The organism is Variovorax trehalosi, assembly GCF_051216415.1.
In the GTDB taxonomy this organism is placed as follows: Bacteria; Pseudomonadota; Gammaproteobacteria; order Burkholderiales; family Burkholderiaceae_C; genus Variovorax.
In genome coordinates this window covers 448,482-473,238 of record NZ_JBPJZG010000004.1, presented here as the reverse complement: position 1 = coordinate 473,238, position 24,757 = coordinate 448,482, and the positions used below count along the sequence as shown (strand labels likewise).

Genomic DNA, 24,757 nt, shown 5'->3' with positions numbered 1-24,757 from the left:
TTTGAAGTTCGGCGATCTGTGAACGAGCTCATGGAGGGGCCGCGAGCCTTGCGCTGGCCAGCCAGCCCTGCACGTTCCGCCCCGCCTCGCGGCGCGGAACGATCGGCTCGATGCGAACGTCGCTGAAACCGGCGGCCGCAAGGCAAGCCTCGACGTGAGCTGCCGCATGGCGGTAGCGGCCGCTGCCCTCGATCCTGAAATCGTCCTGCCCCCCGTCCATGGCCTCGACCGTGAACACCACGCCGCCTTGCGGGCGCAGCGCACGCGCAGCTGCCGCCAGCACCTCGTGCAGGTCGCCGAAGTAGCACAGCGTGTCGGCCGATGCCACCAGGTCGAAGCGGGCGGGCTGGGTGTTCAGGTAGTGGGTGAGCTCGGCCTTGTGCAGCACGTCGTAGCCGCCGCGCTGCTCCGCGCGTTGCAGCATGCCGACCGACAGATCGCAGCCGGCCAGATGCGAGGCCCAGGGCCGCAGCAGCGGGGCGCAGAGCCCGGTGCCGCAGCCGGCATCGACCACCGCCAGATGCGCGGCGGGTGTTCCATACATGTCCTGCACCGCGCGCCCCACGAGGTCGGGTGCGCGGTAGTGCAGCTTCTCCAGGCTCGCGTCGAAGCTGCCGGCGTAGCTGTCGAACAGCGTCTCCACATAGCCGTCGCTGGCGCGCACGGGCGCATGCCCCTCGCAGGCGGCCAGCAGATGCGCGACCACGGGATTGTCTGGATCTTCGGCCAGCCACTCCCGGTACATGCGGATGGCCTGCTCGTTCTCGCGGAGCAGCTCCAGCGCGCGAATCACCTTCGAGCGCGCGCTCAGGTTGCGCGGCTGCAGCAGCACCGCACGGCTGTTGGCGATGACGCTCTCCTCGATGCGCCCCTGCTCCATCAGCGCGATCGACAGGTTGTACCAGGCCTCGCTGGACGTCGACCGCAGTTCGATCGCACGGCGGCTGACGCGCTCGGCGGCCTGCCAGTGGCCTTTTCCGCATTCGAGCGCCGCGATGTTGCTCAGCGCGTCGGCCCCTTCGTCGCCCTTGGCAAAGGACACGCTGTTTTCATAGGCACGCATCGCATCGTCGACGCGGCCAGCCTCGACCAGCAGATTGCCCAGGTTATTCCAGGCGCCGCTTTGCGCGGGTTGCAGCGTGAGCGACCGCCCGATCAACGCGATGCTCTCGGCGTCACGCCCCTGCGCATGGCGCAGCAAGCCCTTGTAGTGCAGGGCATCGGGGTCGCCGGGCGCGGCTTCCAGAATGCGGGCGAGCACCTCGTCGGCCGCGTCGAGATTCCCCGCCTTCGTCAGGTCCTCCGCTTGCACCAGCGCGGCCGCGTGCGCCGCCGTGTCTGCACACCCGAGAGTCGTCGTCGTCATGCAGCAGCTCCTGCAGCGGCCCGGACGGTCATCGAGCTGTTGCCGATGCGCACGTCCGCCGCGTCCTTCGCGCGCTTGCGCTCACCGAGCCACGAGACCCAGCCCAGGCGCGGCGCGTTGCCTGCTTTCTGTCCGAGACGCGTGGCCGGCACCTGCGCCTTCTCGAGCACCAACTCTGCATCCCATTCGAGTTCGTCGCCCAGCAACTGCTGCATCCAGCGCTGCAGCACCGGCCGCGCGGTGCCGATGGGCAGGAACATGCGGTACTGGTCCAGCGTGAGCGGCCCCATGTGCAGGCGCACGCGGTGCTGCCGGTCCCATGCGCGGGTGCCGAGCATCGCGCCCATGCCCATCGAGCGCGAGCTCTCGCCCCGCCCCAGCCGCGTGACCTCGTCCGTGGGCACGCGCATCCAGTGGCCGACCCAGCGCTCCAGCGTCACCGGCACGCCGAAGTAGCTGCACAGCACCGACTCCACGCTCTCGGCGTTGTGCACGCGGCGCGCGAGCCAGCCCGAGAAATGCAGGCGCGCATCGTCGTGCACCTCGTCGCGTCCGATGCGGCCCGGCGTGCCGGTGCCGATGAGCGCACCGACCTGCAGCCTGAAGCGGTCTTCGCCCGGACGGTCGAGCGCCACGGCGGGCCGTGCCTGCGCCCACGCGCGGTAGAAATGCAGCGAGAAGCGATGCAGAAAGCTGTCGAGAAACGCGAGCCAGGTCGGGTCGCCATGGTTCAGGCTGCGCTCACGGATGAAGTCGCTCAGGTGAACAGGCAGCGGGCCGTTGGGGCCGACGTAGCTGAAGAAATGCTGGCGCAGGCGCGGCGGCGAATACGCAGTCGCGGGCTCGAAGCGGCTGAAGCTCGCGGGCGCGAACGAGAGCGATGGTTCCTGCCCCACGCGCACAGGCTCGGCGCTCGGCAGCAGCGCGCGGCCCCAGCGCGGCGTGGTCCCGGCCACGGACTCCAGCCGGCGCATCACAGCGAAGTAATCGAACGACCACGGCTCCGCGGACCACCCGCGCAGCGCGTTGTCGACACGCGTGGCTACAGAATCTGCCGGGTCCCGCACAGCGGCCTCCATCGCATGGTCTCGCCCTTGCCCGCCACGCGCAGCACGGTCTCGACGAAGTGATTGACCTCCACATGGCGCGCGAGAAAGCGCGACATCACGGCGCCGAACAGAAACACGCTGTGGCCGTGGAACGCATCCTTGTCGACCTCCAGCGTCACTTCGAGCCCGCGCCCGAAGGCGATCGGACCCTTGAGCGGCAGGCGGCGCGCCACCGGCTTGCTCTTGACCGACAGGAGCCCGCGCACCTGGCCCTGGCGCATCTCGTCGGCATGCGTGGCATAGAGCATCAGCGTCTCGCGCAGCGCGGCGGCGCCCTGCTCCGGCGTGCTGTCCGAAATGGAGAGGTAGTTGAGCGCGAGGTGATCGACCACCCGCCAGCCCAACCCCTGGCTCACCACCGGCGACACCGGCCGCGAAGGCCCGCGCACCATGCGCACGCGCTGCACGGGGAAGGAGTCGACGCAATCGAAATCGTTGTCGCGGCCCAGCGGCATTAGGAGCGGCAGGTCGCGGTTCGTGCACAGCGCGGTCACCGCGAGCTGTCGCAGCGTGGCCGCATACGGCGCCTGCTGCGGATCGACGATCTGCATGTAGACCTCGGAGCCGATGTGGCTGCTGCGGTGGCCCTCGGTGCGCTGCCTCACCGACAGCATGCGCGGCTCGCGCGTGGTCGTGAAATAGGCGGGGTGGCTGTGCCGCGTGCCGTGGAAGGCCGAGTAGAAAGGCCGGAACACCTGCTCCGCCGCCGCGGCATCGGCGCCGGGCGCGCCATGGCCGATCACTTCGGTGACCGTGTGCACCTCGAAGTCCTGCGGCCGCGTGCGGTCGGGCACCAGGTGGAACTGGCTCACGCCTTCGGTGAGCGGCACGCGGTCGAGCCGCTTGTTGAAGAGGTTGACCACCGGCACGCAATGGAGCTGGATGTTCTCCGCGCTCACCAGTTTTTCGAGCGCCGCATCGCCGCGCGAGAACAGCAGCACGAGCTCGATCTCGGCCACCGGCATCGTGGCGAGCAGCGCCTGCAGCCCTGCGATGCGCAAGAACTGGAAGCGCTGCGGAAACGCGAAGTACTCCTGCAGCAGCCGAAAGCCCGAGAAGCCCGTGGCCGTGACCGGCAGCAGTGCCTCGTCGTCCTCGAAACCCATAGGCTGGATCGCACTTGCCGGCAGGCTCTGCGCCGGGCCCTGCAACGCGCCGGTGGGCGACAACGGCCGCACCATCACGCCGATGGGCTGGCCGAGCGCGCATTCCTGCAGTTGCCACGCCACGTCCTCGGCGCCGCCGAGGTGCAGCACCAGGTCGTCGAGCGCGATCTGGTTGAACTTGAGCCCGGCCGTCGCGCGCAGCGCGATGCGCAGGCCGCCGCGGATGGCGCGCGACTGCGGGTGCGTGGCCAGCGGCAGGTCGGGCGCGTAGGTGAAGTACTGCGCGCGCTGCACCTCCATCGGCCAGATGCGCAGCGCGCTCGACGTTCGGAACTCGCAATGCGTGTTCTGCCCCACGGCCTGGCGTGCGCGCAGGCCGGCGCCGCGCGGCAGCTTCGGGCCGGTCGCCAAGTTGGCATCGTCGAGGTCGGGCGAGAAGGACACCACCGCCATCGCGGGCGTGGGTGCAAGAAAGTTCGGATAGACGATGTCCAGCAGGTGCCCCGTGAAGCGCGGGTACTCTGCATCGAGCTTGAGATTGACGCGCGCCGACAGGAAGGCCGTGGCCTCGATCAGCCGCTCGACGTAGGGATCGGCAACCTCCTGGCCCTCGATGCCCAGCCGGTGCGCGATCTTCGGAAAGGCGCGCGCGAACTCCGAAGAGCTCTCGCGGAAGTAGCGCAGTTCCTGTTCATACAGGTTCAGCAGCCGAGGGTCCATGTCGGACTTACCTTGGGTTTTGCGCCATGTCCACGATCTCGATGCGTCCTTCTTCCAGGTCTACACGGCTTCGCATCAGGAACTCGAGCGGCACGGGTTGCGCCCACAGCATGCCGCGGATCTGCAGGCCGATGCTGTTGTGCGACTCCAGTGCCGAGCCTTCCATGACGAGTTCCACTTCGAGAGTGCGGGACAAAATGCGCGGCTCGAACTGCAGGATTGCGTTCTTCAAAGCCTGTTCCATGCTGACACGCTGCACCGACGAGGTGAACTGGCCAGACAGCATAGGCAATCCGTAGTTGATGACCGAGCGCGCCGCATTGGGGTACTGCTTGTCGTCCATGGCCAGGCCGAAACCCGTGGCATTGAAGAGCCAGCTCAGGTCGCGCAGCACGGCCGAGCGCAGCGCCTGCTTGGTGAGCGTGCGCTTCTCGTCGCTCTCGCGTTTTTCGGTCGGCGCGTTGTCGACCAGGCGGTCGAGCAGCGAAGGCTGCAGGCGCTCCTGGGCGGTGAGCTCGGCCACGTCAGCCGCCTCCGCTTTCGGTGCCTTCGCCTTCCTGCGGTGCCTCGGCGGAAGCCACCGGCGTGAAGAGGATCTCGCGCACGTCCATGAGCGCGTACTCGCCGGCATCGCTGCCGAGCACGCGCTGGCCGGTGCCGGCCCAGACCTCGGGGCGCAGTTCGCGCCACTCGGTCTTGCGCGCGAGCCGCAGCTCGCCGTCTTCGCTCTTCTCGGTGCCTTCGTAGCGGGTGGGAATGAGCGCGAGGGTTTCGCCGCCGTTCTCGAACTGCAGGTGCGCGGGCATCCAGACGCAGTCGCGCAGGTCTTCGGGCGGCTCGATCTTGATGTGCGCAAGCCGGGCGTACGGAATCCAGTAGTACTTGCCGTTGACGAAGGCCTCGAGCACCGGGCCCAGGCGCATGTCGGCATCGGCCAGCCACTCGAACGGTGCGCCGTCGATGGTGCCGGCGATGGCCGGTGCGCCGTCGAACGCGCGCTGGCGAAGATCTTCGGCCAGCTCGGTCTCACCGCGTCCCTGCCGCAGCAGCGACTCGATGAGAAGCGCCAGCCATTCGTCGGGCTGGCCGAAGATCATGGGCGTGCGCGTGCCGGCGAACACTTCGGCGCGCAGGCCCTCGCAGCGCACGGCGTCGCCATACACCTGCTTCATGGGGACGGCGAGCGCGTCGAGCTCGGCCGCGACGGTCAGCTGGTTGAGCGCGCGCTCCCACTGCCCCAGCACGCAGAGCAACTGCGCCATGAAGACGCGGTGCTTGCTGTCGGAGGGCTTGGCGCGCACCTCGTCGCTCAGGGCCTTGAGCGCGGCCACCGGGTCGGCGGACTTCAGGAGTTCGGCGGAGGTGGTCATTTCAGTTGCCCGTGAAAGTGCAGGTACGGACCGCGCCGCGTGCGCCGGTCTTCTGCTGCGGTGCCGAGCGGATCTCCAGCTTCGTGTAGCTGAAGAAGACGATGTCGCAGGGTCGCTTGGGCGTGCCGCCGGTCACGATGGCGTGGCAGTGCACGCGCGCGCCCTCGAGCACGAACTCCAGGTGCGCCTGCAGATCCTTGGAGCTGTCGCCGCCGGCCTTGAAGACCGACACCGTCACCTTCAGGTCGCTGTCCTGGCCCTTGAGCAGGCTCGCGATGGAGGCCGTGGCGGCATCGCAGTCGCGGATCACGATGAAGGGGTGGTTGCGCATCTTGCCCTTGCTGGAGCCCGGCGGAATGACCACGTCGGCCTTGTACGAGTAGCCGCCGATGTCCATGCGTTGCTTGCCGTCTTCGTACGTGCGCACCGACTCGCCCTCGATCGGCGAGCCCTTGCTCTCGATCATCATCGAGAAGTCGTTGCCCGATTCGCCCGACAGGTAGTCGAGCAGGCGCAGGGCCTCATCGGGGTCCAGTTGTCCATCGAAGGTCCAGCTCATGTCGATCTCCTGAGAAAAAATCCGTGTGGTGGTGAGGTGTCGTCGTCGTTACCTGGCGGCCGGAAAATCGCCCGCCCAATGAACCATCGCGGCAAAGGTCTGCCGCTCGCCCTCGGGTTGCAGCGCGCCGCGCACCCGCACTTCCGCAACCGCATCGCCGGCGCCCGTGCCGAACAGCCGCGGCGCGCTGTAGGGCGCCGCGGGCGTGGCCAGCACCAGCAGCCGGCCGCCCTCCGCGTTGAACCAGGGCAGCTCGAAGCGCTTGACCGCGGGCGCCTCGCGCGTGCCGCGCTTGAAGCGGTTGGTCTCGCCCGGGTCCTCGGGATAGACCTGCCGTGCTCCGCCCTGCGGGTCGATGCCGACGATGACCAGATCGACCGAGCGCGCGCTGGTGTTGCGCACGTTGAGCACGGCGCGTTCGCCGCCGCGCAGCGGCAGGAGCTTCGCGTCGACCTGCTGCGCGGAGCCGCTGCGCACCAGGCGCTCGCCGTTCCAGACTTCGAACACCGCGTCGAAGCCGTCGAACTGCGCGTCCCTGGCGATGGTGTAGAGCTGGTTGAGCCACTTGAGGCGGGCCAGCACTTCGAGGCGGCGACGCGCCGCGGCCGCATCGACCGGCTGGGGCTTTGCGCCCGCGCCGAGCAGGGGCGAGAGCACTTCGAGCCGGCCGGCGGACCAGCGCACGTCGGCGCCCTCCACCTCGTTCACCGCGACGATGGAGGCGGGGTACTCGAGGCTGAGGCCGGGCGGAAGACCCTGCTCCGCGCGCACACGCAGCGCGACAGTGGCCGGTTCGCCCAGCGGCGTGATGTTCCAGAGCGCGGCGCCGGGCAGCTCGCGCAGCGCGGGCGGCACCGCCATGCGCGCCTTGTCGTTGAAGGCCTGCGCGAGCATGCCTTCGGCGCTGCGCACGGTGCCGTCGTCCATCGTGGCCAGCACGCGCAGCGGCTGCTGCGCCACGAGGCCATCGAGCTGGCCGGCCTGCAGCGTGAGCGTGTCGCCCGAGCGCTGCGCGCGCCAGACGGGGCGCGTCGACACGGCCTGGGCGCGGTTGGCAAAGATCGGCGCATCGAGATTGCCCTCGGCGACCGGCGAAGGCAGTTCGCGCGTGGGAAAGCGTTGCGCGAGTTCGTCGATCACCGGCGGATAGACCGCCAGCACGCCGTCGAACAGGTCGCGCCAGGTGGCGGGCTTGCGCGAAAGCGCCTCCACCACGGCCCAGGTCAGGAGGCCCTGCGGACGCGCGTTGCGGTTCTTGCGCGGCAGCCGCAGCTCGGGGGTGATCTGGTGGCTCTCCGAGGCGAAGAGCGCGACGTAGCGGGCGCGCGGCACCGGGTCGGTCACCGTGGGCCGCGCCATGGCGACGCGCGCCGCGGGGCCGGGCGCGCCGACCAGCTGGATGGTGCGCAGGCCGCGCCAGCGCACCTCGTCGCCGGGAGGTCCCTCGGCGATGGCCGGCGCATCGGTCGTGCTGCGGGTCATCGAGTTCGCCGAGCAGGTGTCGAAGACGGAGGCGACGAACACGTTGCGCGCGAGAAAAGCCTGGATCCAGGCGTCGAAATCGGCATCGCGCAGGTCGCCGGTCAGGGCGTTGTCGGCGCCGAGCGTGCCGCGCACGTCGCGCGCGAGAAAGTTCTCGGACAGGCCGTCGGGCTCTTGGTAGCGCTTGTTGCTGTCGCGCAATCGCGTGCCGTGGCCGGAGAAATAGAGCAGCACGAAGTCGCCGCTCTTCGACTGCGCGAGCAGGCGGCCGAGGGCTTCGTGGATGGCTTGCGATTCGGGCAATGCGGAGCCGCTCACGCCGTCGGCGAGCACGGTGATGTCGGCGGGCGCGAAGCCCTGCTTGAGCAATGCGTCGCGCATCAGCATCACGTCATTGCGCGGCGCCTGCAGCCACAGGGCCTGCGGCTGGTTGACGAGTTCGGAGACGCCGACGAGCAGGGCGCGTTGGGTGGCGAAGGAAAGGCTGCTGCAGGCAAGCAGCCACGCCATCAGCAACGCTTGCAGGAAGCGCCACTGTGCTGCTCCCTCTCCCCTTGGGGAGAGGGTTGGGGTGAGGGCCGACGGCGATGGCAAGGGCGGTGCTTCTGCGAGGGCACCTGCCCTCACCCTGGCCCTCTCCCGCAAGCGGGAGAGGGAACAAGACAGCAGGCCGCCTGATGTCATGGCCGCTCCGAAGCCGGCCCAGCCGATTCGACCAGCGGCGACGCCGCGAGCAGCGACAAACCACCGACCGGGTCGTCCACCCGCAAGCGCCAGACGCCGTTCGTGCCCGGCCCGCCGACCACTTCGGCCGAGATCGTGCGCAGCAGCCGATCGGCCTCGTCCACGCGCACACCATCTTTCCAGCGCACGACCAGGTTGGCCGACGCTGCGGCCGGTGCGGTCGGCACATTGCGAAAGCGCACATCGTCCTCTTCCGATCCACGCCCACCGAGCAGCCCGACGTTCTGCACCACCACGCACAAGGCGAGCACCGCGAACGCAGGCCGCATCCAGCCATCGGCGCCGAACCAGCGGCGGATGCTGCCCCACCAGCCGCCTTCGGGCCGTTCCTGCGGCCGGGCGCGCGGCGACACGGGCGCGGCCGGCGCGGCCTCGGGCGACTGCGTCAGCGCCGAGCCCAACTGCAGGCCGACAGTGCGGTACAGCGCCTGGTAGTCGGCGCGCGGGTCCTGCGCGCCGAGCGGCGTGCCCGAGAGCACCGAGAACACGCCGCCCACGGTGCGCAGCGCGATATGCCCCGGCTCGGGCGCGATGGGCAGCACCTTCTGCGCGGCCCATTCGTCGTGCACCGCGCGGATCGCGGCAAGCCGCGTGGCCGAGACCTCGCCGAGCACGCGAGCGCACAGCTGCGGGCTGGGCTCGAGCGTGAGCACATTCCAGGTTTGAATGAGGCCGAAGGCCGGCTCGAAGGGTTCGTCGTCGGGTTCGAGCAGCACGTCGAAGACGCCGGCCCAGTCGGCCTCGCCCGCGGCCATCCAGCCCTGCCAGAGATCGCCGTGGATGCAACGGTCCAGCAGCACGCCGAGCAACCGCCCTTCGTGCACCACGCTGACGAGGCGGCCCGGCGCCCAGCGTGCGGGGAAGGCGCGCTGGGCGACAGCCTCGCGGCGCCGGGCCAATTCGGTGAGGGGCAGCAGGAGATCCTGCAGTGCGGGCGCCGCCACCGCCGATGCGGCTTGCGGCATCGCACCCGGCATGGCCACCGTGGCCACGCCAGCGGCTGCAGCAGCTGCATCGGGCACGGCGGCGCTGCCGGTTTCGAACGCGTTGCGGATCACGCTGAGCGGGGGCCAGAGTTCGGTGTTCATGGCGGTCTGTTCCTGAATGGCTATGTCTTCAGGCATAAGACGCTTCAGCACCGAGGATTTTGAAAACCTGCAGGATCGCCGCCATGTTTTCCGCCTCGATGGCGATGCCCAGGGTCTGCTGGATCCAGCCGCCCAGCCGGGTCTTGGCGTAGTCGGCGGTGAGGCCCTCGCGCTTGTGCACCAGGCCCAGGCGCCCTGCGCGGTAGTGGTACGAGGCAATGGCATGGCGCGAGGCGATGCCCGAGAGCCCGCCTTCGGCCTCCTTGCCGAAGCCCTCGCACAACAGGATGCGTTCGGGCTCGGGCAGCTCGGCGATGAAGGCGCGCGCGGCCAGCTGCACCGCCTGTGCGCTCAGGCCGTGTTCGGCCAGGCAACCGTCGAGGTCCTCGCCCGCGCCGATCTCGTCTTCGAGCTGCGCCTCGGTGATCTGGTCGCCGATGGAAAGCTTGCGGCGGAACGAGCTGGCCCGCGTGCAGTCGATCAGGTAGCGCCGGAAGTACGCGCACAGCGCGAAGGCGGTCGAAGGCGCGCTGTGGCTCGCGCGCTCGTCGGCTTCATCGGGATCGGCATCGAGCCGCAGCACCTTCACATAGATGAACTGCGCCACCAGCTCCTGCCGCCCTTCGCCCAGGATCTGCAGCTCGGGCGGGTTGCAGGCCACGAGCGCATCGCCAACGATGCGGTACATGGTGCCCATGTCGTTCGAGGACAGCGTCTGCCTGCGCCGCCAGAGGCGGACGAGTTCAGTACTCTCTGCGGACGAAAGGGTTTCCTGCATGGAGGGACAAGGTTCAGGCCAAGGTCGGGTCAGTCATCGACGCAGACGCCTTCGCTCGGCACCAGGCATTGCGCCAGCCCCGCGCCGACCGGGCCACCGCGCGTGCGCATCGTCGACGACACCGCCGCCTGCGCCACGGCGAGGCCGCGCGGCAGAAGAATCCACAGCTGGCCGCGTTCCTTCATGCGGCGTGCGTTGGTCGCGGCCGCCTGGCCGTTGCCGAAGAAATAGTCGGCGCGCACCGCACCGCGGATCGCGCCGCCGGTGTCCTGCGCAATGGTCAGGCGCTGCATCGGTGCGCCGCTGCCGGGCGTGCGGGTCGAGACGAACACCGGGTAGCCGAGCGGCGTGCTGCGCGGATCGACCGCGATCGAGCGCCCCGCCGACAGCGGCACGCCGAAGGCGCCCACCGGCCCGCCCACGGGCGAGGTCGATTCCTTGAAGAACACGTAGCTCGGGTCCTTGATGCCCGACCCCGTCACCGCGCCGGCCGTGCGGCGTCCCGGCACCACGACCGCGCCGCTGGCGGTGGGCCGTGCGAGCGTGAAGCCGCGAGTGCGGATGACGCTGCTGTCGACGCCGCCGACATCGTCGTCGTCGCCGTCGTCCAGTTGCAGCTCGATCGACGAGCCGCGCACCTTCACCGCGCTGCGCGGCTTGCCGTTGGCGGCCTGCGCAATGGTGGGACGGAAGGGCTGGCCGTTCTGCTCTGCGTAGGCCACGCGAATGGTGTCGCCATTGGCCAGCTTGATGCGGCCCGAGCCCTGGATCTGCATTTCGTAGAGCGCGGTGGCGCTGCTCACGAAGGCCAGCACCTTGGCGTTGGGCGCGCCCTTGGTCTCGATCTCTTCGCGGGTGTAGTACGGCAGCAGTTGCTTGCCCTCGATGCGCATGCGCACCTTGCGGTCGAGCGTGTCGCGGGTGATGGCCGAGAGATCGAGCGCATAGAGGCCGGGCGCGCCCATGTCGCGCGTGCTCAGGCCCGTCTGCACGACCACGTTGCGGCCCTCGACCTTCGCGGCCACCGTGCCGCTGCCGGCCGGGAGCTTGCGCGCATCGGCGAACAGCATGTCTTCCGGCTGGCCGTACACGGGGTAGATGAAGGGCGCGCCGTAGGTGCGGCTGCCCGCGATCTCGGGTTCGAAGTAGCCGGTGACCACGCCGTCGGGCTTGCGATCATCGTCGCGGATCTGGTAGGCCGAAAACTCGCTCTCGAAGAAGCCGCGGATGGCGTTGCGGTTCTTGCCGTCGACCTTGCCAGCGCGGTCGCACACCTCTTTCCACTCGGCGCCGCGGCCGGTGAGCACCTTGCAGCTGCCCAGGAACGCGGGCCAGGTCTCGGCGAAATCGTCACGCGACCAGCCCGGCATCGCGTCGAAGCTGACCGCGGTGTAGGTGGCCAGCTGGGTCGAGAAGGTGCGCGCCTGGCCGGCCACGCTCGCGCCAGTCGAGGCGGGGCGTGAACTGGTGGTTGTCGATGCCGACGTGTCGGTGGTGGCCGTGGTGTCGGTGGTCGCGGCCGGGGGCGGGTTGGCGCAGCCGGCCAGCGATGCGACGGCCGCGAAGGCGGCCCAGCGAAGCAGCGTGGTGGTGAAGCGCGGCGACTGTGAGGTATGCATGAAAGTCTCCTTGTCCGGAAAAAGCGGCCATCGAACCGATGGGCCAACGTCTACAGACGATTACTTCTCGACGATTTTGAAATTCGCGACGCCATAGACGTCGTTGCACGGGGCGCCGGGGGCGCAGGTCGGCTTGCCCAGCAGCGGAGACGGACCGGTGCCGCGCGTGGCTTCGAGCGCGGAGAGCACCGGCAGCGGGAACTGCGGAAACACGCCGTCGTTCTGCACGCCGGAAGCACTGAAGTCGCGCTCGTGTTCGCTGACGAGCACGGCGAACTGGTTGGTGCCGGCGGGGCCGCCCGCGTCCATCGGCCATGAGGCGCGCGGCAGCGACAGGGCGCTGTTGGCGTTGATCTTGTTGTACTTGTCCAGCAGGTTCGGGAACAGGAGGAACATCTCGCCGCCGCTGGAGAGCAGGAACACGTAGACGAAACCGTCGCGCTTGCTGCGCACCTCGAAGGCGAGCTTGTCCTTGCCGATGGCGACCTCGGCCTTCTTCGCGGTGGCCGTGACCTCGAAGCCTGGCGCGGCGCCCGCCGCGAGCGACTGCAGCGATTCGAGCGGCGTGCGCGGCGCCGCCGGCGGAGGTGGCGGTGGCGGTGGCGGTGGCGGTGGGGGTGGAGGCGGCGGCGGGGTCGGTGTCTGCGCGACCTTGGTGTCGATCGGCGGCGGCGGTGCGGTGGTGGTGACGTCCGTCTTGCCCGCACCACCGGCGCGGCCCTGGTACCACCACCAGCCGCCGCCGGCGACGGCTGCAACGACGGCCACGGAAGCGAGCGCGGCAACGGTCTTGCCTTTGCCGCCACCGGTGCCTGCGCCCCCCGGAGCGGGCGCCGGGGGTGGCGCCTTCTTGCCAGCGATCACCGTCGCGGCGTTCGCATTGGACCCCGTGTGGTTTCCGCCCGTGCGCGCGCCCGAAGGCGGCTGCGTGCGCGGCGTCGGCGCGATGCTGTGGCCGACTTCCAGATCGAGCGCCGCGCGCAGTTCGGCCATCGACTGCGGCCGCTGCTCGGGCCGCACGCCCAGGCCCGCATCGATCGCCTGCAGCAGCTTGAGGCTGTAGCGCTGGCGCAGGATGTCGTTGCCCGCGAGCGGCACATAACTGTCGGACAGGAGCCGCGCCACCGAAGGCGGCGGCGCGCGGCCGCACACGGCCACGTGCATCACGGCCGCGAGGGCGTAGACGTCGGTCCACGCGCCCTGGGACATGTCGGGCATCTCGGCGTACTGCTCGATGGGCGCGTAGCCGGGCTTGAGGATGACGGTGATCGCCTGCGTCTTGTCGGTGATCACGCGGCGCGCGGCGCCGAAGTCGAGCACCACCGGACGGCCGGAGCCTTCGAGCAGGATGATGTTGTCGGGCGCGATGTCGCGGTGGTAGCAGTTGGCGTTGTGCATCACGCCGAGCGCCTGGGTCACGCCGTCCATGATGCGGATGAGCCATGACTCGTCGACACCTGCGGGGATGGCGACCAGAGCTTCCCTCAGCGTGTCGCCCCGGTAGAAGGGCATCACCATGTAGGTGGTGCCGCGCTCTTGCCAGAACCTGTAGACCTTCAGGAGCGAGGGGTGGTCGAACTGGGCGAGGAGGCGGGCTTCGTTGATGAAGCTGCGCATGCCGAGGTCGAAGGTTTCGCGGTGCCGCTCCGAGAGGGGGACTACGGTGCCGTCCTGCTGTCTTGTCGACAGGGACGTTGGCAGGTACTCCTTGATGGCGACTACGCGTTCGAGGGCGTGGTCCCAGGCCTCGTAGACGACGCCGAAGCCGCCCTGGCCTATGACTCGGGTGATTTCGAATTCTGCTAGGCGGGCGCCTACGGGGAGGAGGCCGGCTTCGTGGGTTCCCGATGCGGGGCTGGTGACGGGGACGTTGGACAGGCTTGTGGTGCCGGCTGTGATGACGGTTGCGCTTGTGTCGCCGCCTGTGGCTGGCTGTTGCGGTGCGGGTCTGGAGACGACGCGGGTGCGGTCGTCTTCCGGCGGGGGGGCGTTGTCGGTCATCGACCTGCTCCTGCGGGTTGAACGCCTTTTTGAATTTGCTTTCCGAGGCCGGGTCTCGCCCCGGCGGGCGACTTACTTTCTTTTGCTTCGCCAAAAGAACGTAAGCAAAGAAAAGGCGACCCCACTGTCTGCGACCCCTTCGCTGCGCTACGGGGCAACCTGCGGTGCTCACGTTTCGCGGGGTCCGCAGAACTCGCTTCGCTCAAACAGCTGCGGCCCTGATCCGCGAAACGCTCCGCTCCTCGGCGCAGCCAGAGGGGGGTGGAGACAACACGGGCCATTGCTTCGCTCGGCCCGAAGGGCTGGCACGCTGCGCGTGTCAGCCTTGAACTGCCTGCTGCGGTTCGTTGAATGTTGCGAGGCCGAGCGAAGCGATGGCCAGAAGTGTCCCGAGCGCCGAGCGCAGCGATGGCGTGTCCGGTGTCCAAATCCCTTCTGGCTGCGCCGAGGAGCGCAGCGTTTCGCGGATCAGGGCTCGCAGCTGTTTGAGCGAAGCGAGTTCTGCGAGACCCCGCGAAACGCGAGCACCGCAGGTTGCCCGTAGCGAAGCGAAGGGTCGCAGACAGCAGGGTCGCCTTTCTTTTGCCTACTTTTCTTTGGCGAAGCAAAGAAAAGTAGGTCGCCCGCCGGGGCGAGACCCGGCCTCGGAAAGCAAAAGGAAGCAAGGAGGTCATTCCCCACCCCCAAGAAACAAAGCCTCGAACTGCGCGTCGCGTGGCAACCCAGTCGCAAGCATCCGAACCCCACCTTCAACAGCCGGATCACCAAGCCACAACGAAGCCCCTGCAGCAGGCAGTTCCAGCGACTCGACGCCAACAGCAGCATCGCCGGCCGCAGCTACGAACAGCCGCCCAAGAACGGCATCGAACCGCAGCGCATCAAGATCCCCATCCAGCCCCTCAAGCGCAGCCTGAATCCCCAACGCCCACCAGTGCAGTGCGGCAGCCAGTGCCTCGCCCTGAAGCACCTCGGAACCCTCGCCCAGTTCAACGGCAAGAGTGAACGGAAAGTACCGTCCAACGCCATCGACAGAAGGCATCAACACCCCAATCCACCCACGCTCGCCAGCAACCTGCGGCCCCAGCGCAAAACACCAGATCGGCGCCTCCAGGTAGTAGGAAGTCCAATCCGCATGCCGATCCCGCAGCCGCGCAAGCCCGCGCTGCAACCACTGATCCCACACCGACCGAAACGACTCCGGCAACCGCCGATGCGCAAAGTCCCCCATGCCGGGCAACTTGCCAAACCATCCAGGCAATTCAGCCGAGGCAAAGAGGGATGAAGAAGTAGAAGAAGAGGCCAGACTCACAACCCCTCCGGACAAGAAAACTCCCGCAGCTCACGCAACCGGATCGGATGCTGCACGCTGTTCGTCGTCACTTCAAAACGCGTCTTGCGCGCGCCGATCTGGAAGGTGATGAAGAACTTCTCCGGCGCATCGCCCGCTTCGAGCTGCCCATCGTCGAGCGCACGGAACAGCGCCCACGGCCCATCGACCGCCGAGCCCGAACTGCCGGTCGTCGAAGGCGGGCTCACCTGGATGCGCACCTGGTTGCTGCCCTTCGGCCCCGGCCACTGCACCGCCATCGGCACAACCGGGCCATGCGCGTACTTCACGAGCTGCCCATCGACGTCGAGGATGAACTGGGTGATGCCCGCGTCCATTTCCACCGGCTTGAAGTCCAGCCGCATCGAGGGGCCGCGGCCACCCGCGCGGAAGAAGATGTCCTTGATGCGCGCGGCGCGCTCGAACTGCGCGAGCGCCTGCGTGGTGATCGCGCCGCGCTCGGCCACGGGCTTGTAGCGCCACGGGCGCGTGCTCGTATCGACCAATGCGGCCAGCCGCTTCTGGAAGAACTCGTCCATCAATCCGCCGGCCCCGAACATCTGGCCGAAGTCCTCGGGCAGCACGTCGCGCTTGCTGGTCGGAGAGAACGGATAGCGGCCCGCGATGGCGCGCGCGCAGAACTCGGTCACCGGGCGCAGGTCCTGGCTCAGGTTGCCGCGCTCGGCCACCTGCGCCTGCGCGGCGCCCGACTGGCTCAGGTTCTCGACCATCGAACGCACCGGCTCAGGCAGGCGTCCCGCATCGGCCTTGAGCTTGCCCGCCACGTCACCGGGCGGCGGCGAGGTGCGTCCCTTCACGGCCGTATCGACCGCGTTCAGGTACACGTACACCTCGTTGAAGAGCTTCAGCGCATCGTCGATGGGCGCGGGCTGGCCGGGCGCGGCGGCGGTGACCAGGCGGCGCAGCGGTTCGAAGCGGTCGTCCACGATGCTCTCGATGCGCTTGCCGGTGGCCACCGGCTTGTTGGGGTCGCCGCCGAACAGGTCTTCCAGGCCCTTGCGCGTGTTCGCGACGGTGGCGGTGGCCTTGCTCACCACGTCCTTCGGTTGGTCGGCGGGGATCAGCGTGGTCTCTTTCACCACGGCGCGCAGGAAGTTCGCGAGCGGCGAGCTCACGCCCGAGAGGATGCGTGCGGCCTCGATGTTCTTCTCCAGGCCGGTGGCGCGGATCAGGCGCACATCGGCGAGCAATGCCTCCCACTGCTTCACGTACTCGGCGAGATACAGGCGGCGCACGCGGTCGGTCAGCGCGCCGAGCGCGGCCACGTCGCGCAGGCGGTCGGCGGCGCCCTTGTCCTGCCCGAGCACCCACGGGTCTTCGGCGGCGAGCAGGCCGGTGAGCACCGTCACCTCGTTCTGGAAGCGCTTGTGATAACCGTCGTAGGTGAACATGCCCGGCACGCCTTCGGTCAGCGGCTTGCCGCTGATGCGCTCGAACACGAGCGGTGCCGAAGGGCCTGCTGCCGTCGCCACGCTGAAGCCCGGGATGTCCTTGGTCGCGCGCTGGCGCTTGAGGCGACTGAACACGCGCTGCTCCAGCGGATAGCTCGCGAGCACGGCGCGCACGCTGCGCACCAGGTTCTCGTCCATCTTGAGCGGCGAGCGCGGCGGGCCCTGCGCGATGAGCACGTCGAGCTGGTCTTCGAGCGCCAGGCGCTGGTCTTCGGGAATGCCGCGGTCGAGGCTGCGCGCCCAGTCGAGCGTGATCCAGGCCTTCAGCGCTTCGGGATCGAAGTGCTCGGGCTGGTAGAGCATCAGGTAGCTCTTGAGCGCTTCGTACGTGTACTCGAGGTTGTCCTTCTGCGCGGTGCGCAGCTGGTCCTCGATGCGCTTGGCGATCTGCGGCAGGAACACGTCGTTGAGCGCGCGCTGGTGCGCGAGCCGCGCGGCGGCATCGAGCTTGTCGCCCTGGTAGAGGCCCAGCGTCATGCTCAGCGGCTCATCGCCCTGGCGGTTCTCGGGGGTCTTCCAGATGTCGCGTATGCCCTGCATCGCGGGCGCCACCTCGACCAGGTTCTGCAACTGCACCGGCAGGTTGGCCAGGCTCTTCTGCGCGGGCACGGCGCGCGCTTCCACCGACTTCAGGTAGTTCGTGTTCTGCCAGGTGCTGTAGCCCCAGCCCGCGATGAGGCCGACGGTGACCAGCGTCATCGCGGCCACGCCCGTCATGCGCAGCAGGTGGCGGCGGCGCTCCAGCTTCACGTCGGCGCCGGCCAGGCGCTGCTCGGGGAACACCACGTCGCGCAGCAGCGAGGTGAGGAAGTAGCTGCGCCCGCTCGATTTCTGCGGCGCGAGCATCGCGCGCTCGATGCCGAAGCTGCGCGAGAGGCTGCCCATCACGCGGTCGATCGGGCTGCCCTCCTGTGTGCCGCTGGTGAAATACACGCCGCGCACCCACGGCGGCTGCGCGAAGCGCGAGCCGGTGAACACCTGGTCCAGCAGGTCCGACAGCAGCGAGCCGATGGAGCCGAACTGCGCCGGGAACCCGAAGATCGCCGCGCGGCGCGTGCCGTCGGTCTCGCGCTGCATGCGCGGAATGAGGCCGTCGTTCACGCGGTTGTGCAGCAGCGCGAACTCGCGATGGAAGGCGGTGGAGAGGCCCTTCTCCTCGGTCTGCACGTTCTCGTCGGCCGGCAGCGTGAAGCCGAAGACCTGCGCGCGCTGTTCCTTGCCGAGGTCGTCGAAGTAGTCGGTGAAGCCGTAGAGCAGGTCGCTCTTGGTGACGAGCACGTACACCGGCAGGCGCGTGGTGAGCTTGCTGTCGAGTTCGAGCAAACGCGCGCGAATCGATGCGGCGAGTTGCGTGCGCTGCTCGGGTCCTTGGCTCAACAGGTCGGCGACGCTCACCGTGAGGAACACGCCGTTGAGCGGACGGCGCGGGCGCGCCTTCTTGAGCAGGCCGAGGAAGCCTTCCCATGCGTTCTTGTCCTCGGTCTGGTGGCTGTCCTGTGTGGTGTAGCGGCCGGCGGTGTCGATGAGCACAGCCTCGTCGGTGAACCACCAGTCGCAGTTGCGCGTGCCGCCCACGCCGCGGATCGCGCCGGGGCCGAACTTCTCGGCGAGCGGGAACGAGAGGCCCGAGTTCACGAGCGCTGTCGTCTTGCCCGCACCGGGCGCACCGATGAACACGTACCACGGCAGGTCGTACAGGTAGCTGCCGCCCGAGATCGACATCCAGTCGCGCCAGCCCGGCTTCTTGCCGGCGGCGTGCAGGCGCATCTGCTTCAAGGTGGCGACGGCTTCGCTGAAGCGCGTGTCGAGGATCTTCTGTTCGCCGTTGACCGGTGCGTCGGTCTTGACGGTCGGCGCCTTCATGAGGCCGTCGGTCAGGTGCTGGCTCGCACGGCGCGCGCGCCAGCGGCGGTACAGCACGCGCAGCACCACGAGGAGCACGATCACGCCGATGACGATGGCGCGCACCATTTCGCTTTCGAGCGGTGCGAGCGAACCGATCTTCACCAGCGGGCCGATCCACCAGATCAGGAGCCCGACGACGATGAGCGCGAGCAGCGTCAGCAGCAGCGGGCTGAACAGGAATCCGAAGATTTTCTTGATCATTTCGTCGCTCCTGGAACGGGAGCAGCCGGTGCCGGGGCCGGGGCCGGTGCGGCGGAAGAAGCGACACGCTCGGGCTCGGTCAGCAGCACGATGTCCACGCGGCGGTTGCGTGCCCGGTTGGCGGGCGTGTCGTTGGCGGCCACTGGCTCGGCGTCGGCCTTGCCGTCCGAGCGCATGCGCGCGGGGTCGACCAGCGTGGTGAGCGCGCCCTTCACCGCATCGGCCCGCGCGGCCGAGAGGTGCCAGTTCGACGGATAGCGCAGCGACCGGATCGGCTGGTTGTCGGAGTGGCCGGTGATGAGCACGTCGCCCTTCACCTCGGCCAGCGCCTGCCCAATGCGGCGCAGCACCGGCAGCGACGCGGCCATCGGCTCGGCGCTGCCGGAGCCGAAGAACGAGTCGCCGCGCAGGCGCACCACGCTGCGGTCGGCCTCGTCGGTCACGGTGACCAGGCCCTGCTTGACTTCGGGTTCGAGGAAGCGCGCGAGCCGCGGCGTCTTCGCGGGCGGCGCGGGGGGCGCGATCTGGATGTTGGGCACGCGCAGGCCCGACACCGCGGCATAGGTGGTGTCGGAGCGGTTGTTCAGCATGAGCCGCATGCCGACCCATGCGAGCGCGAGCAGGAACGCGAAGCCCGCCGCGAACACCCACAGCGGCAGCGATTCGCGCAGCCGCACCGTGCCCGCACCCTGCCCGCGCCAGTGCGGCGAGAGTTCGGGTTCGAGTTGCGGACGGTCCTTGGCGATCAGGTCGGCCAGGCGCTGGCGCACCGAATCGAGTTGCGCGCGGCCGTTGTCGACCACGCGGTAGCGGCCTTCGAAGCCGAGCGCGAGCACGCTGTAGATGAGTTCGAGCAACTGGCGGTGCGTGGGCACGTCCTGCGCGAGCTTGGCCAGGAGTTGGAACACCTTTTCGCCGCCCCAGGTCTCGTTGTGGAACTGGACCAGCAGGCTCTGCTTGTTCCAGCCGGCCTGCACGCCCCAGGGCGTGTTGGCCACGGCCTCGTCGAGCGCGGTGCACAGCACGTAGCGCGCGGCGAGCACCGATTCGTTGCTCACGCCCGAGCGGCGCGCGCTGGCGTCGAACTGGTTCACCGCATCGGCGGTGGAGGCGCGCAGCGCCGGCACGTTGGGCGGCTGCGCGAGGTTGCGCAGCTTGCCGATCAGCACCAAGAGCTTGCCCGCGGCGGAGACCAGCGGATTGAGCAGGCCGATCTCGCCGACCTCCACGGCCGGCGTCGGATCGGTGCCGCCGAAGAACGGCGCGGGCGCCGCGGCCGGCGGGGTGCCTGCCGGCGTGCGCGGCTTGGGTTTGATGACCGTGCGCTCCGACTCGAAGGCGGCAAAGGGGTCGGGAGGTGTGCTCATGATGGTGTTCCGTTTCCGTCAGCCGCTGGGGCTAGGAACGAATGGCCCAGAAGGCGAGATCGAGGCCGGGGAAGTCGCCGGCGATGTGCATCGCGATGCCGCCGGATTGCTCTAGCTGGCGCCACAGGTCGCTGTTGCGCGTTTCGAGTTCGAAATAGTTCGCGCCCGTGTGGAAGGGAATCTGTCGCGGAGCCACCGGCATCGGCGTAAGCGTGACGCCCGGGAGCGCGAGGTTCACAAGGTCGCGGATGCGCTCGACCGGGCCGATCTTCACCTGCGTGGGGAAGCGCGCGCGCAACGCCTCGCTCGGCATGTTCGCGTTCACCGCGAGCACGAAGGTGGCCTTGCGCTGCAGTTCGACGTCCGTGACCATCGCCACGCGCACGCCGTGCTTGCGGTCGTGCAGCTCGATGCGGATGGCCGACTGCTCGAACACCATCGAGAGGCTGCGGCGCAGGTCGTCCATCACCGGGCGGAAGCTCAGCGCGAGGTCGTCGTGGATATAGGGACCGAAGCGCGCCACGCGGCGCGAATCGCGAAAGCTCGAGAGGTCGCCGGCCAGTCCGAGCGCATGCTCGAAGAAGTGCTGCGGGTGCAGCATCGAACTCTTTGCGAGGTGCGCAAAGATCGCCTCGTTGCGGTTCACCGCCTGCAGCAGCATGAAGTCGGCGATCTCGGCCACGCCGCCGGTGCCGCCCTGCGTCATGCGGCCGGCCAGCGCCTCGCCGCGCTGGCGCAACAGGCCCAGCAGTTCGTCGAGCCAGGCGCGGATCACTGCATGGCCGGCCACGTCGAGCAAAGGCGGGATCATCCCGCGGTCGAGCTGGACCTGGTTGTCGGTACGGCGCTCGACCACGCGGGCCACGCCCATGGTGGTCCAGGCGTCGGTGGCTTCGCTGGCGCGCATGAGGCGCGTGTGCAACTGGCCCAGCTGCAGCATCGCGGTGCGCTCGCCGGCGGTGTTGGAATCGGGTACCTCGGACTCGAGCACGCGGTGGCGCACCAGCTCTTCATAGTCTTCGGCATCGGCCTCGCGCGCGCCGGCGCGGCGCAGCGGCAGCGCGAGCACCACTGGCTCGTCGCGCATCGTGGAAGGAATGTCGATGGGCTCGGGCAGCGGATCGACCGCCGGCATGTCGAACACTGTGCCGTCGCCGAACACGCCGACCGCGCGCACCAGCGCGAGCTTGCCCAGCGTGAGCGCGGCCTGGTCGATTTCGAGTTCGGCAAGACCCCAGGCGTAGGGCGTGGTCGAACGCAAGAGCACATGCCTCGCATGATCGGCATGACGCTCGCTCTGCTGCAGGTGCTGAGGCTGCAACAGCATCCCCTCGCTCCAGACCACTTTTGTTCGCCAACTCATCCGCACTCCGTCAACGGCAAGGGTTGCCTGAAAGAAACACGAAGTTTCCGGCGCGGAGGGCGGCGGGCAAATCCGCCTAATGGCCTAGATGGAGCGGTTTGGAGCTACGGCGAAGGGACTAGATGGGCCGTTCGGGTCCACGGGAATATGGGATGCCATTGGGCGCCGTGCTGGGTAGCCTGCGCCCAACTCAAAGTCACCAGGGCCCGGCCCAACGTCCAGCATGAAATTGACCGCACTTCTATTGGCCTCGACACTTTTTGCCGGCGGCTGTTCCAATCTGCGTTCGGTGACGATGCCGGACGAGGAGAACCTCCTGAGTGGCGCAGGCTCGCTGCTGGTCGGCGGCGACGGCAAGAAGTCCGACGGATTCGAGCAGATCAATCTTGAGGAACTGCTCAAGACCTACGGACTTCAGGACGTTGATGCAATAGCAAAAGCCAAGCCGGGAGACAAGGCCAGGTTCGAGTACTTGCGAAATGATCTTCAGGACCGAATCCTCGCCGCCTCGAATCAGAAATGCGCGACTTTCATCAGGATGCTGGTGTCGTCGAAGGCGCAAACCAATATGGTGTGGAGCAACTTCGCCACGCTGCTTTCCGGCGCAGCTTCCGTGACCACTCCCGGCTCCGTGGCAAGAGTTCTTTCTGCGGGCAGCACGCTGTCGAGTGGAATCCTCGCCAGATACGACCAAGCGTATTTCAACAATCTCGCACTGAACGTCGTCTCTTCGGGAATCTCGAGACAGCGCGAGGGGATCCTGAAGCAGATCCAGGCTTCAAGAACACAGCCGATGGCTGCGTACCCGGTGAACAGGGCGGTGGCAGATGCGCTGAACTATCACGCTGCGTGCAACATTATTTCGGGACTGGAAACGGCGGCTGCGGCGACGAGCGCGGGCACGAATCCGCCCATTCCTGCTGCTCCCGCGACCCCAAAGACTCCCGCAGTTACCAAGCCTGGAGCTGCAGGCAAGCCTGCCACCACGATTGCCGTGAGATAGGGATCAGGAAAACAGCTGCTGTCTTCGATCACAACGCCAAGAGCGTGCGCGGTGCTGCGTCAGCGCCCGCCGGCGCGCAGGGCCTGCACCTGCTCCGCATACGCCTTCTCTATGCGCTGCAGCCGCTGCGCGCGCGCCGCCTCGTTCACCCAGGCGGCGGCCATGGCGCGCTGCTTGCCGAGCTCGTACTCCAGCCGTGCCTCGGGCAGGAGCGCGCTGTCGTCGGCCGCGGCGTAGCCGTAGGCCGCGCGCAGGTTCTTGAGCACTTCGCGCTCGGCATCGGCGCGCGGGCTCTTTCCCTGTCCGTAGGTGACGAGGAAGTTCTGCAGCTTCGCCTGGAACTCGGGCGGGTAGTTGCGCCGCACCACCATCGGCGCGCCGGGCGGCGGCGCGGACTCCCAGATCACCTGGAGCCGCTCGGCCTCGATGGGGAACTGCTGGCGGAAGCGCTCGAGGTCGGTGGTGTTGTTGGTGGCCACGTCGGCGTCGCCGTTGGCCACGGCCAGCGCGGTGGCCTGGTGGGTGCCGACGAATTCGCTGCGAAAGCGGGTTTCCATCTCGATGTTGTTCGGCAGGAAGAGCTGGCTCTGCGGCACCACGAACCCGGTGACCGAGCGGCTGTCGCCGCGCGCGAGGCGCCAGCGCTCGGGCTGGGCGAGCATGCCTTCCAGGGTGTTGAGCGGGCCGGCCTTGCGGGCGAGCAGCACCGCGCGGTGCTCGGGCATGCCGGGGCGGCGCGCGATCTGGGCCACGACTTTCATGCGGCGCTGCATCACGGCATCGAGCGCCATCTTGGCGGAAAGAAAGGCCATGTCGATCTCGTCGCGGCCGATGGCGCGGTCGAGCTCTTCGTACGACGGCACCGAGTACGCATTGACCGGGATGCCGAGCGCGCGGCTCATGTCGGCCATGAGCGGCGTCCAGAGGGCGCGCGATTCGACGGTGCCGCCGAGCGGAAGCACGCCGAAGCGGATGGACTGGATGGGTTTCTCGTGCGTGACCTGCGCCAGGGCCGGCGAGGGCAGCAGCAGTGCGGTGGCCGCGGCGAGCATTGCCATCAGCAGTTGCTTCAATACAGGGAACATGTCGCCACCTGGTTCTTGCGAGTCAAGACGACCCGGGAATCAGGAACTCAAGGTGTCACGTCCTTGAGCACACTGACCTGTTCAGCATAGCCGCTCTCGATGCGTTGCAGCCGGGCCTGCCGCGCGGCGTCGTTCACCCACTGGGCCGTCACGGCGTTCTGTTTGGCCAGTTGGTAGGCCAGCTTGGCGGCCGGCTGCAGCGAGCTGTTGTCGGCCGCCACGAAGCCGGCCAGGTCGTGCAGCGACTTGAGCACCACCCGCTCGGCGTCGCCGCGCGGCCCCTTGCTGCGGCCGTAGGCAGTCAGGAAGGCCTGCACACGGCCGCGCAGTTCGGCCGGGTACTCGCGCCGCACCACGATCTGCGCGTGCGGAATGAGCTCCGACTCCCACAGCACCTGCAGCCGCTGGGCCTCGGCCGGAAAGCGCAGCTTGAAGCGCTCGAAGTCGGCCGAGTTGTTGGTGGCCACGTCGGCCTCGCTGTTGGCCACGGCGAGCGCATTGGTCTGGTGGGTGCCCACCACCTCGCTCAGGAAGCGCGTCTCCATCACGATGTGGTTCGGCAGGAAGAGCTGCAACTGCGGCACGATGAAGCCCGACACCGACTGCTTCTCGCCGCGCGCCAGGCGCCAGCGGTCGGGCTGGTCCAGCAGGTTCTTCAGCGTGTTCAGGGGCGGCGTCTTGCGCGCCAGCAGCAGCGCGCGGTAGCCGGGCAGGCCGTCGTGCCGAACGACCTGCGCCACCACCTTCATGCGGCGCTGGGTCACGGCGTCCAGCGCCATCTTTCCGGAGAGGAAGGCCATGTCGACCTCGTCGCGCTGGATGGCCTGCTCCAGCGCCTCGTACGAATTGACCGAAAGCACGCTCACCGGACGGTGGATGGCGCGGCTCAGCTCGGCCAGCAGTGGGTCCCAGTCGCTGCGCGACTCGAAGGCGCCGCCCAGCGGGAGGATGCCGAAGCGCACGGGGGCGTGGTCCGGCGGTGTCGCCTGCGCTGCTGCGGCCATCGGCAGGCCGACGAAAAACGCCAGGGCCGCCGCCCTGAAAACGGCAGGAACAACGGCAAGGCAGCGCAGTGAAACCAGCATTTATGGG

18 protein-coding genes are annotated in these 24,757 nt (G+C 68.5%); 1 reads left to right on the top strand and 17 read right to left on the bottom strand.

The window, feature by feature from the left end:
* Positions 1 to 28 precede the first annotated feature (28 nt).
* From ACSFA7_RS17755 to tssK, 15 genes are all read right to left on the bottom strand, one after another.
* A complete protein-coding gene (locus ACSFA7_RS17755; RefSeq protein ID WP_435500596.1) occupies positions 29 to 1,366 on the bottom strand; it encodes a methyltransferase domain-containing protein in 1,338 nt (445 codons plus the stop codon).
* Positions 1,363 to 2,445 carry a type VI secretion system baseplate subunit TssG gene (tssG, locus tag ACSFA7_RS17750; protein WP_435500595.1) on the bottom strand — a complete coding sequence of 361 codons (1,083 nt, stop codon included), beginning with the start codon at positions 2,443 to 2,445 and terminating at the stop codon, positions 1,363 to 1,365. The genes ACSFA7_RS17755 and tssG overlap by 4 nt, the downstream gene beginning before the upstream one ends.
* Positions 2,409 to 4,301: a type VI secretion system baseplate subunit TssF gene (gene tssF / locus ACSFA7_RS17745; RefSeq protein WP_435500594.1), complete on the bottom strand. Its 1,893-nt coding sequence runs from the start codon at positions 4,299 to 4,301 to the stop codon at positions 2,409 to 2,411. The genes tssG and tssF overlap by 37 nt, the downstream gene beginning before the upstream one ends.
* Before the next feature lie 7 nt (positions 4,302 to 4,308).
* The gene (tssE, locus tag ACSFA7_RS17740) at positions 4,309 to 4,824 is read right to left on the bottom strand and encodes a type VI secretion system baseplate subunit TssE (RefSeq protein WP_206176972.1); all 516 of its coding nucleotides are present in this window, start codon (positions 4,822 to 4,824) and stop codon (positions 4,309 to 4,311) included.
* 1 nt (position 4,825) lies between these two features.
* Entirely contained in the window at positions 4,826 to 5,671 is an 846-nt protein-coding gene (locus tag ACSFA7_RS17735; RefSeq protein ID WP_435500593.1) for a type VI secretion system accessory protein TagJ, read from the bottom strand.
* Position 5,672: 1 nt separating this feature from the next.
* Entirely contained in the window at positions 5,673 to 6,230 is a 558-nt protein-coding gene (locus ACSFA7_RS17730) for a hypothetical protein (protein WP_257862657.1), read from the bottom strand.
* Between the two features lie 48 nt (positions 6,231 to 6,278).
* On the bottom strand, positions 6,279 to 8,222 hold the full coding sequence (locus ACSFA7_RS17725) for a caspase family protein (RefSeq protein ID WP_435500592.1): 1,944 nt from the start codon (positions 8,220 to 8,222) through the stop codon (positions 6,279 to 6,281).
* Positions 8,223 to 8,392: 170 nt separating this feature from the next.
* Positions 8,393 to 9,544 carry a hypothetical protein gene (locus ACSFA7_RS17720; protein ID WP_435500591.1) on the bottom strand — a complete coding sequence of 384 codons (1,152 nt, stop codon included), beginning with the start codon at positions 9,542 to 9,544 and terminating at the stop codon, positions 8,393 to 8,395.
* A gap of 28 nt (positions 9,545 to 9,572) precedes the next feature.
* Positions 9,573 to 10,322, bottom strand: coding sequence for a hypothetical protein (locus tag ACSFA7_RS17715; RefSeq protein WP_435500590.1), 750 nt, complete (start codon positions 10,320 to 10,322; stop codon positions 9,573 to 9,575).
* Between the two features lie 29 nt (positions 10,323 to 10,351).
* Positions 10,352 to 11,941 (bottom strand): murein transglycosylase A, encoded by a 1,590-nt coding sequence (gene mltA, locus ACSFA7_RS17710; RefSeq protein WP_435500589.1) that lies wholly within the window; start codon positions 11,939 to 11,941, stop codon positions 10,352 to 10,354.
* A 60-nt stretch (positions 11,942 to 12,001) separates the two neighbouring features.
* On the bottom strand, positions 12,002 to 13,942 hold the full coding sequence (locus ACSFA7_RS17705; RefSeq protein ID WP_435500588.1) for a protein kinase domain-containing protein: 1,941 nt from the start codon (positions 13,940 to 13,942) through the stop codon (positions 12,002 to 12,004).
* Between the two features lie 670 nt (positions 13,943 to 14,612).
* Positions 14,613 to 15,251 carry a type VI secretion system-associated protein TagF gene (tagF, locus tag ACSFA7_RS17700; protein WP_435500587.1) on the bottom strand — a complete coding sequence of 213 codons (639 nt, stop codon included), beginning with the start codon at positions 15,249 to 15,251 and terminating at the stop codon, positions 14,613 to 14,615.
* Positions 15,248 to 18,847, bottom strand: a complete 3,600-nt coding sequence (gene tssM, locus ACSFA7_RS17695; RefSeq protein WP_435500586.1) for a type VI secretion system membrane subunit TssM — start codon at positions 18,845 to 18,847, stop codon at positions 15,248 to 15,250. The genes tagF and tssM overlap by 4 nt, the downstream gene beginning before the upstream one ends.
* Positions 18,844 to 20,214, bottom strand: coding sequence for a DotU family type VI secretion system protein (locus tag ACSFA7_RS17690; RefSeq protein ID WP_435500585.1), 1,371 nt, complete (start codon positions 20,212 to 20,214; stop codon positions 18,844 to 18,846). The genes tssM and ACSFA7_RS17690 overlap by 4 nt, the downstream gene beginning before the upstream one ends.
* Before the next feature lie 31 nt (positions 20,215 to 20,245).
* Positions 20,246 to 21,577 (bottom strand): type VI secretion system baseplate subunit TssK, encoded by a 1,332-nt coding sequence (gene tssK, locus ACSFA7_RS17685; RefSeq protein ID WP_435500584.1) that lies wholly within the window; start codon positions 21,575 to 21,577, stop codon positions 20,246 to 20,248.
* 223 nt (positions 21,578 to 21,800) lie between these two features.
* Here tssK and ACSFA7_RS17680 point away from each other — a divergent pair, with 223 nt between their 5' ends.
* Entirely contained in the window at positions 21,801 to 22,580 is a 780-nt protein-coding gene (locus ACSFA7_RS17680) for a hypothetical protein (protein WP_435500583.1), read from the top strand.
* Positions 22,581 to 22,639: 59 nt separating this feature from the next.
* Here ACSFA7_RS17680 and phnD (ACSFA7_RS17675) read toward each other — a convergent pair whose 3' ends face one another.
* The gene (gene phnD, locus ACSFA7_RS17675; RefSeq protein ID WP_435500582.1) at positions 22,640 to 23,665 is read right to left on the bottom strand and encodes a phosphate/phosphite/phosphonate ABC transporter substrate-binding protein; all 1,026 of its coding nucleotides are present in this window, start codon (positions 23,663 to 23,665) and stop codon (positions 22,640 to 22,642) included.
* A 47-nt stretch (positions 23,666 to 23,712) separates the two neighbouring features.
* Positions 23,713 to 24,750, bottom strand: coding sequence for a phosphate/phosphite/phosphonate ABC transporter substrate-binding protein (gene phnD, locus ACSFA7_RS17670; protein ID WP_435500581.1), 1,038 nt, complete (start codon positions 24,748 to 24,750; stop codon positions 23,713 to 23,715).
* Positions 24,751 to 24,757: the final 7 nt, after the last annotated feature.

Excerpts from the sequence above, each read along its gene's own strand:
- ACSFA7_RS17755 (WP_435500596.1), bottom strand. The coding sequence starts at position 1,366 with ATGACGACGACGACTCTCGGGTGTGCAGACACGGCGGCGCACGCGGCC.
- tssG (WP_435500595.1), bottom strand. The coding sequence starts at position 2,445 with ATGGAGGCCGCTGTGCGGGACCCGGCAGATTCTGTAGCCACGCGTGTC.
- tssF (WP_435500594.1), bottom strand. The coding sequence starts at position 4,301 with ATGGACCCTCGGCTGCTGAACCTGTATGAACAGGAACTGCGCTACTTC.
- ACSFA7_RS17735 (WP_435500593.1), bottom strand. The coding sequence starts at position 5,671 with ATGACCACCTCCGCCGAACTCCTGAAGTCCGCCGACCCGGTGGCCGCG.
- ACSFA7_RS17730 (WP_257862657.1), bottom strand. The coding sequence starts at position 6,230 with ATGAGCTGGACCTTCGATGGACAACTGGACCCCGATGAGGCCCTGCGC.
- ACSFA7_RS17725 (WP_435500592.1), bottom strand. The coding sequence starts at position 8,222 with ATGGCGTGGCTGCTTGCCTGCAGCAGCCTTTCCTTCGCCACCCAACGC.
- ACSFA7_RS17720 (WP_435500591.1), bottom strand. The coding sequence starts at position 9,544 with ATGAACACCGAACTCTGGCCCCCGCTCAGCGTGATCCGCAACGCGTTC.
- ACSFA7_RS17715 (WP_435500590.1), bottom strand. The coding sequence starts at position 10,322 with ATGCAGGAAACCCTTTCGTCCGCAGAGAGTACTGAACTCGTCCGCCTC.
- mltA (WP_435500589.1), bottom strand. The coding sequence starts at position 11,941 with ATGCATACCTCACAGTCGCCGCGCTTCACCACCACGCTGCTTCGCTGG.
- ACSFA7_RS17705 (WP_435500588.1), bottom strand. The coding sequence starts at position 13,942 with ATGACCGACAACGCCCCCCCGCCGGAAGACGACCGCACCCGCGTCGTC.
- tssM (WP_435500586.1), bottom strand. The coding sequence starts at position 18,847 with ATGATCAAGAAAATCTTCGGATTCCTGTTCAGCCCGCTGCTGCTGACG.
- ACSFA7_RS17690 (WP_435500585.1), bottom strand. The coding sequence starts at position 20,214 with ATGAGCACACCTCCCGACCCCTTTGCCGCCTTCGAGTCGGAGCGCACG.
- tssK (WP_435500584.1), bottom strand. The coding sequence starts at position 21,577 with ATGAGTTGGCGAACAAAAGTGGTCTGGAGCGAGGGGATGCTGTTGCAG.
- ACSFA7_RS17680 (WP_435500583.1), top strand. The coding sequence starts at position 21,801 with ATGAAATTGACCGCACTTCTATTGGCCTCGACACTTTTTGCCGGCGGC.
- phnD (WP_435500582.1), bottom strand. The coding sequence starts at position 23,665 with ATGTTCCCTGTATTGAAGCAACTGCTGATGGCAATGCTCGCCGCGGCC.
- phnD (WP_435500581.1), bottom strand. The coding sequence starts at position 24,750 with ATGCTGGTTTCACTGCGCTGCCTTGCCGTTGTTCCTGCCGTTTTCAGG.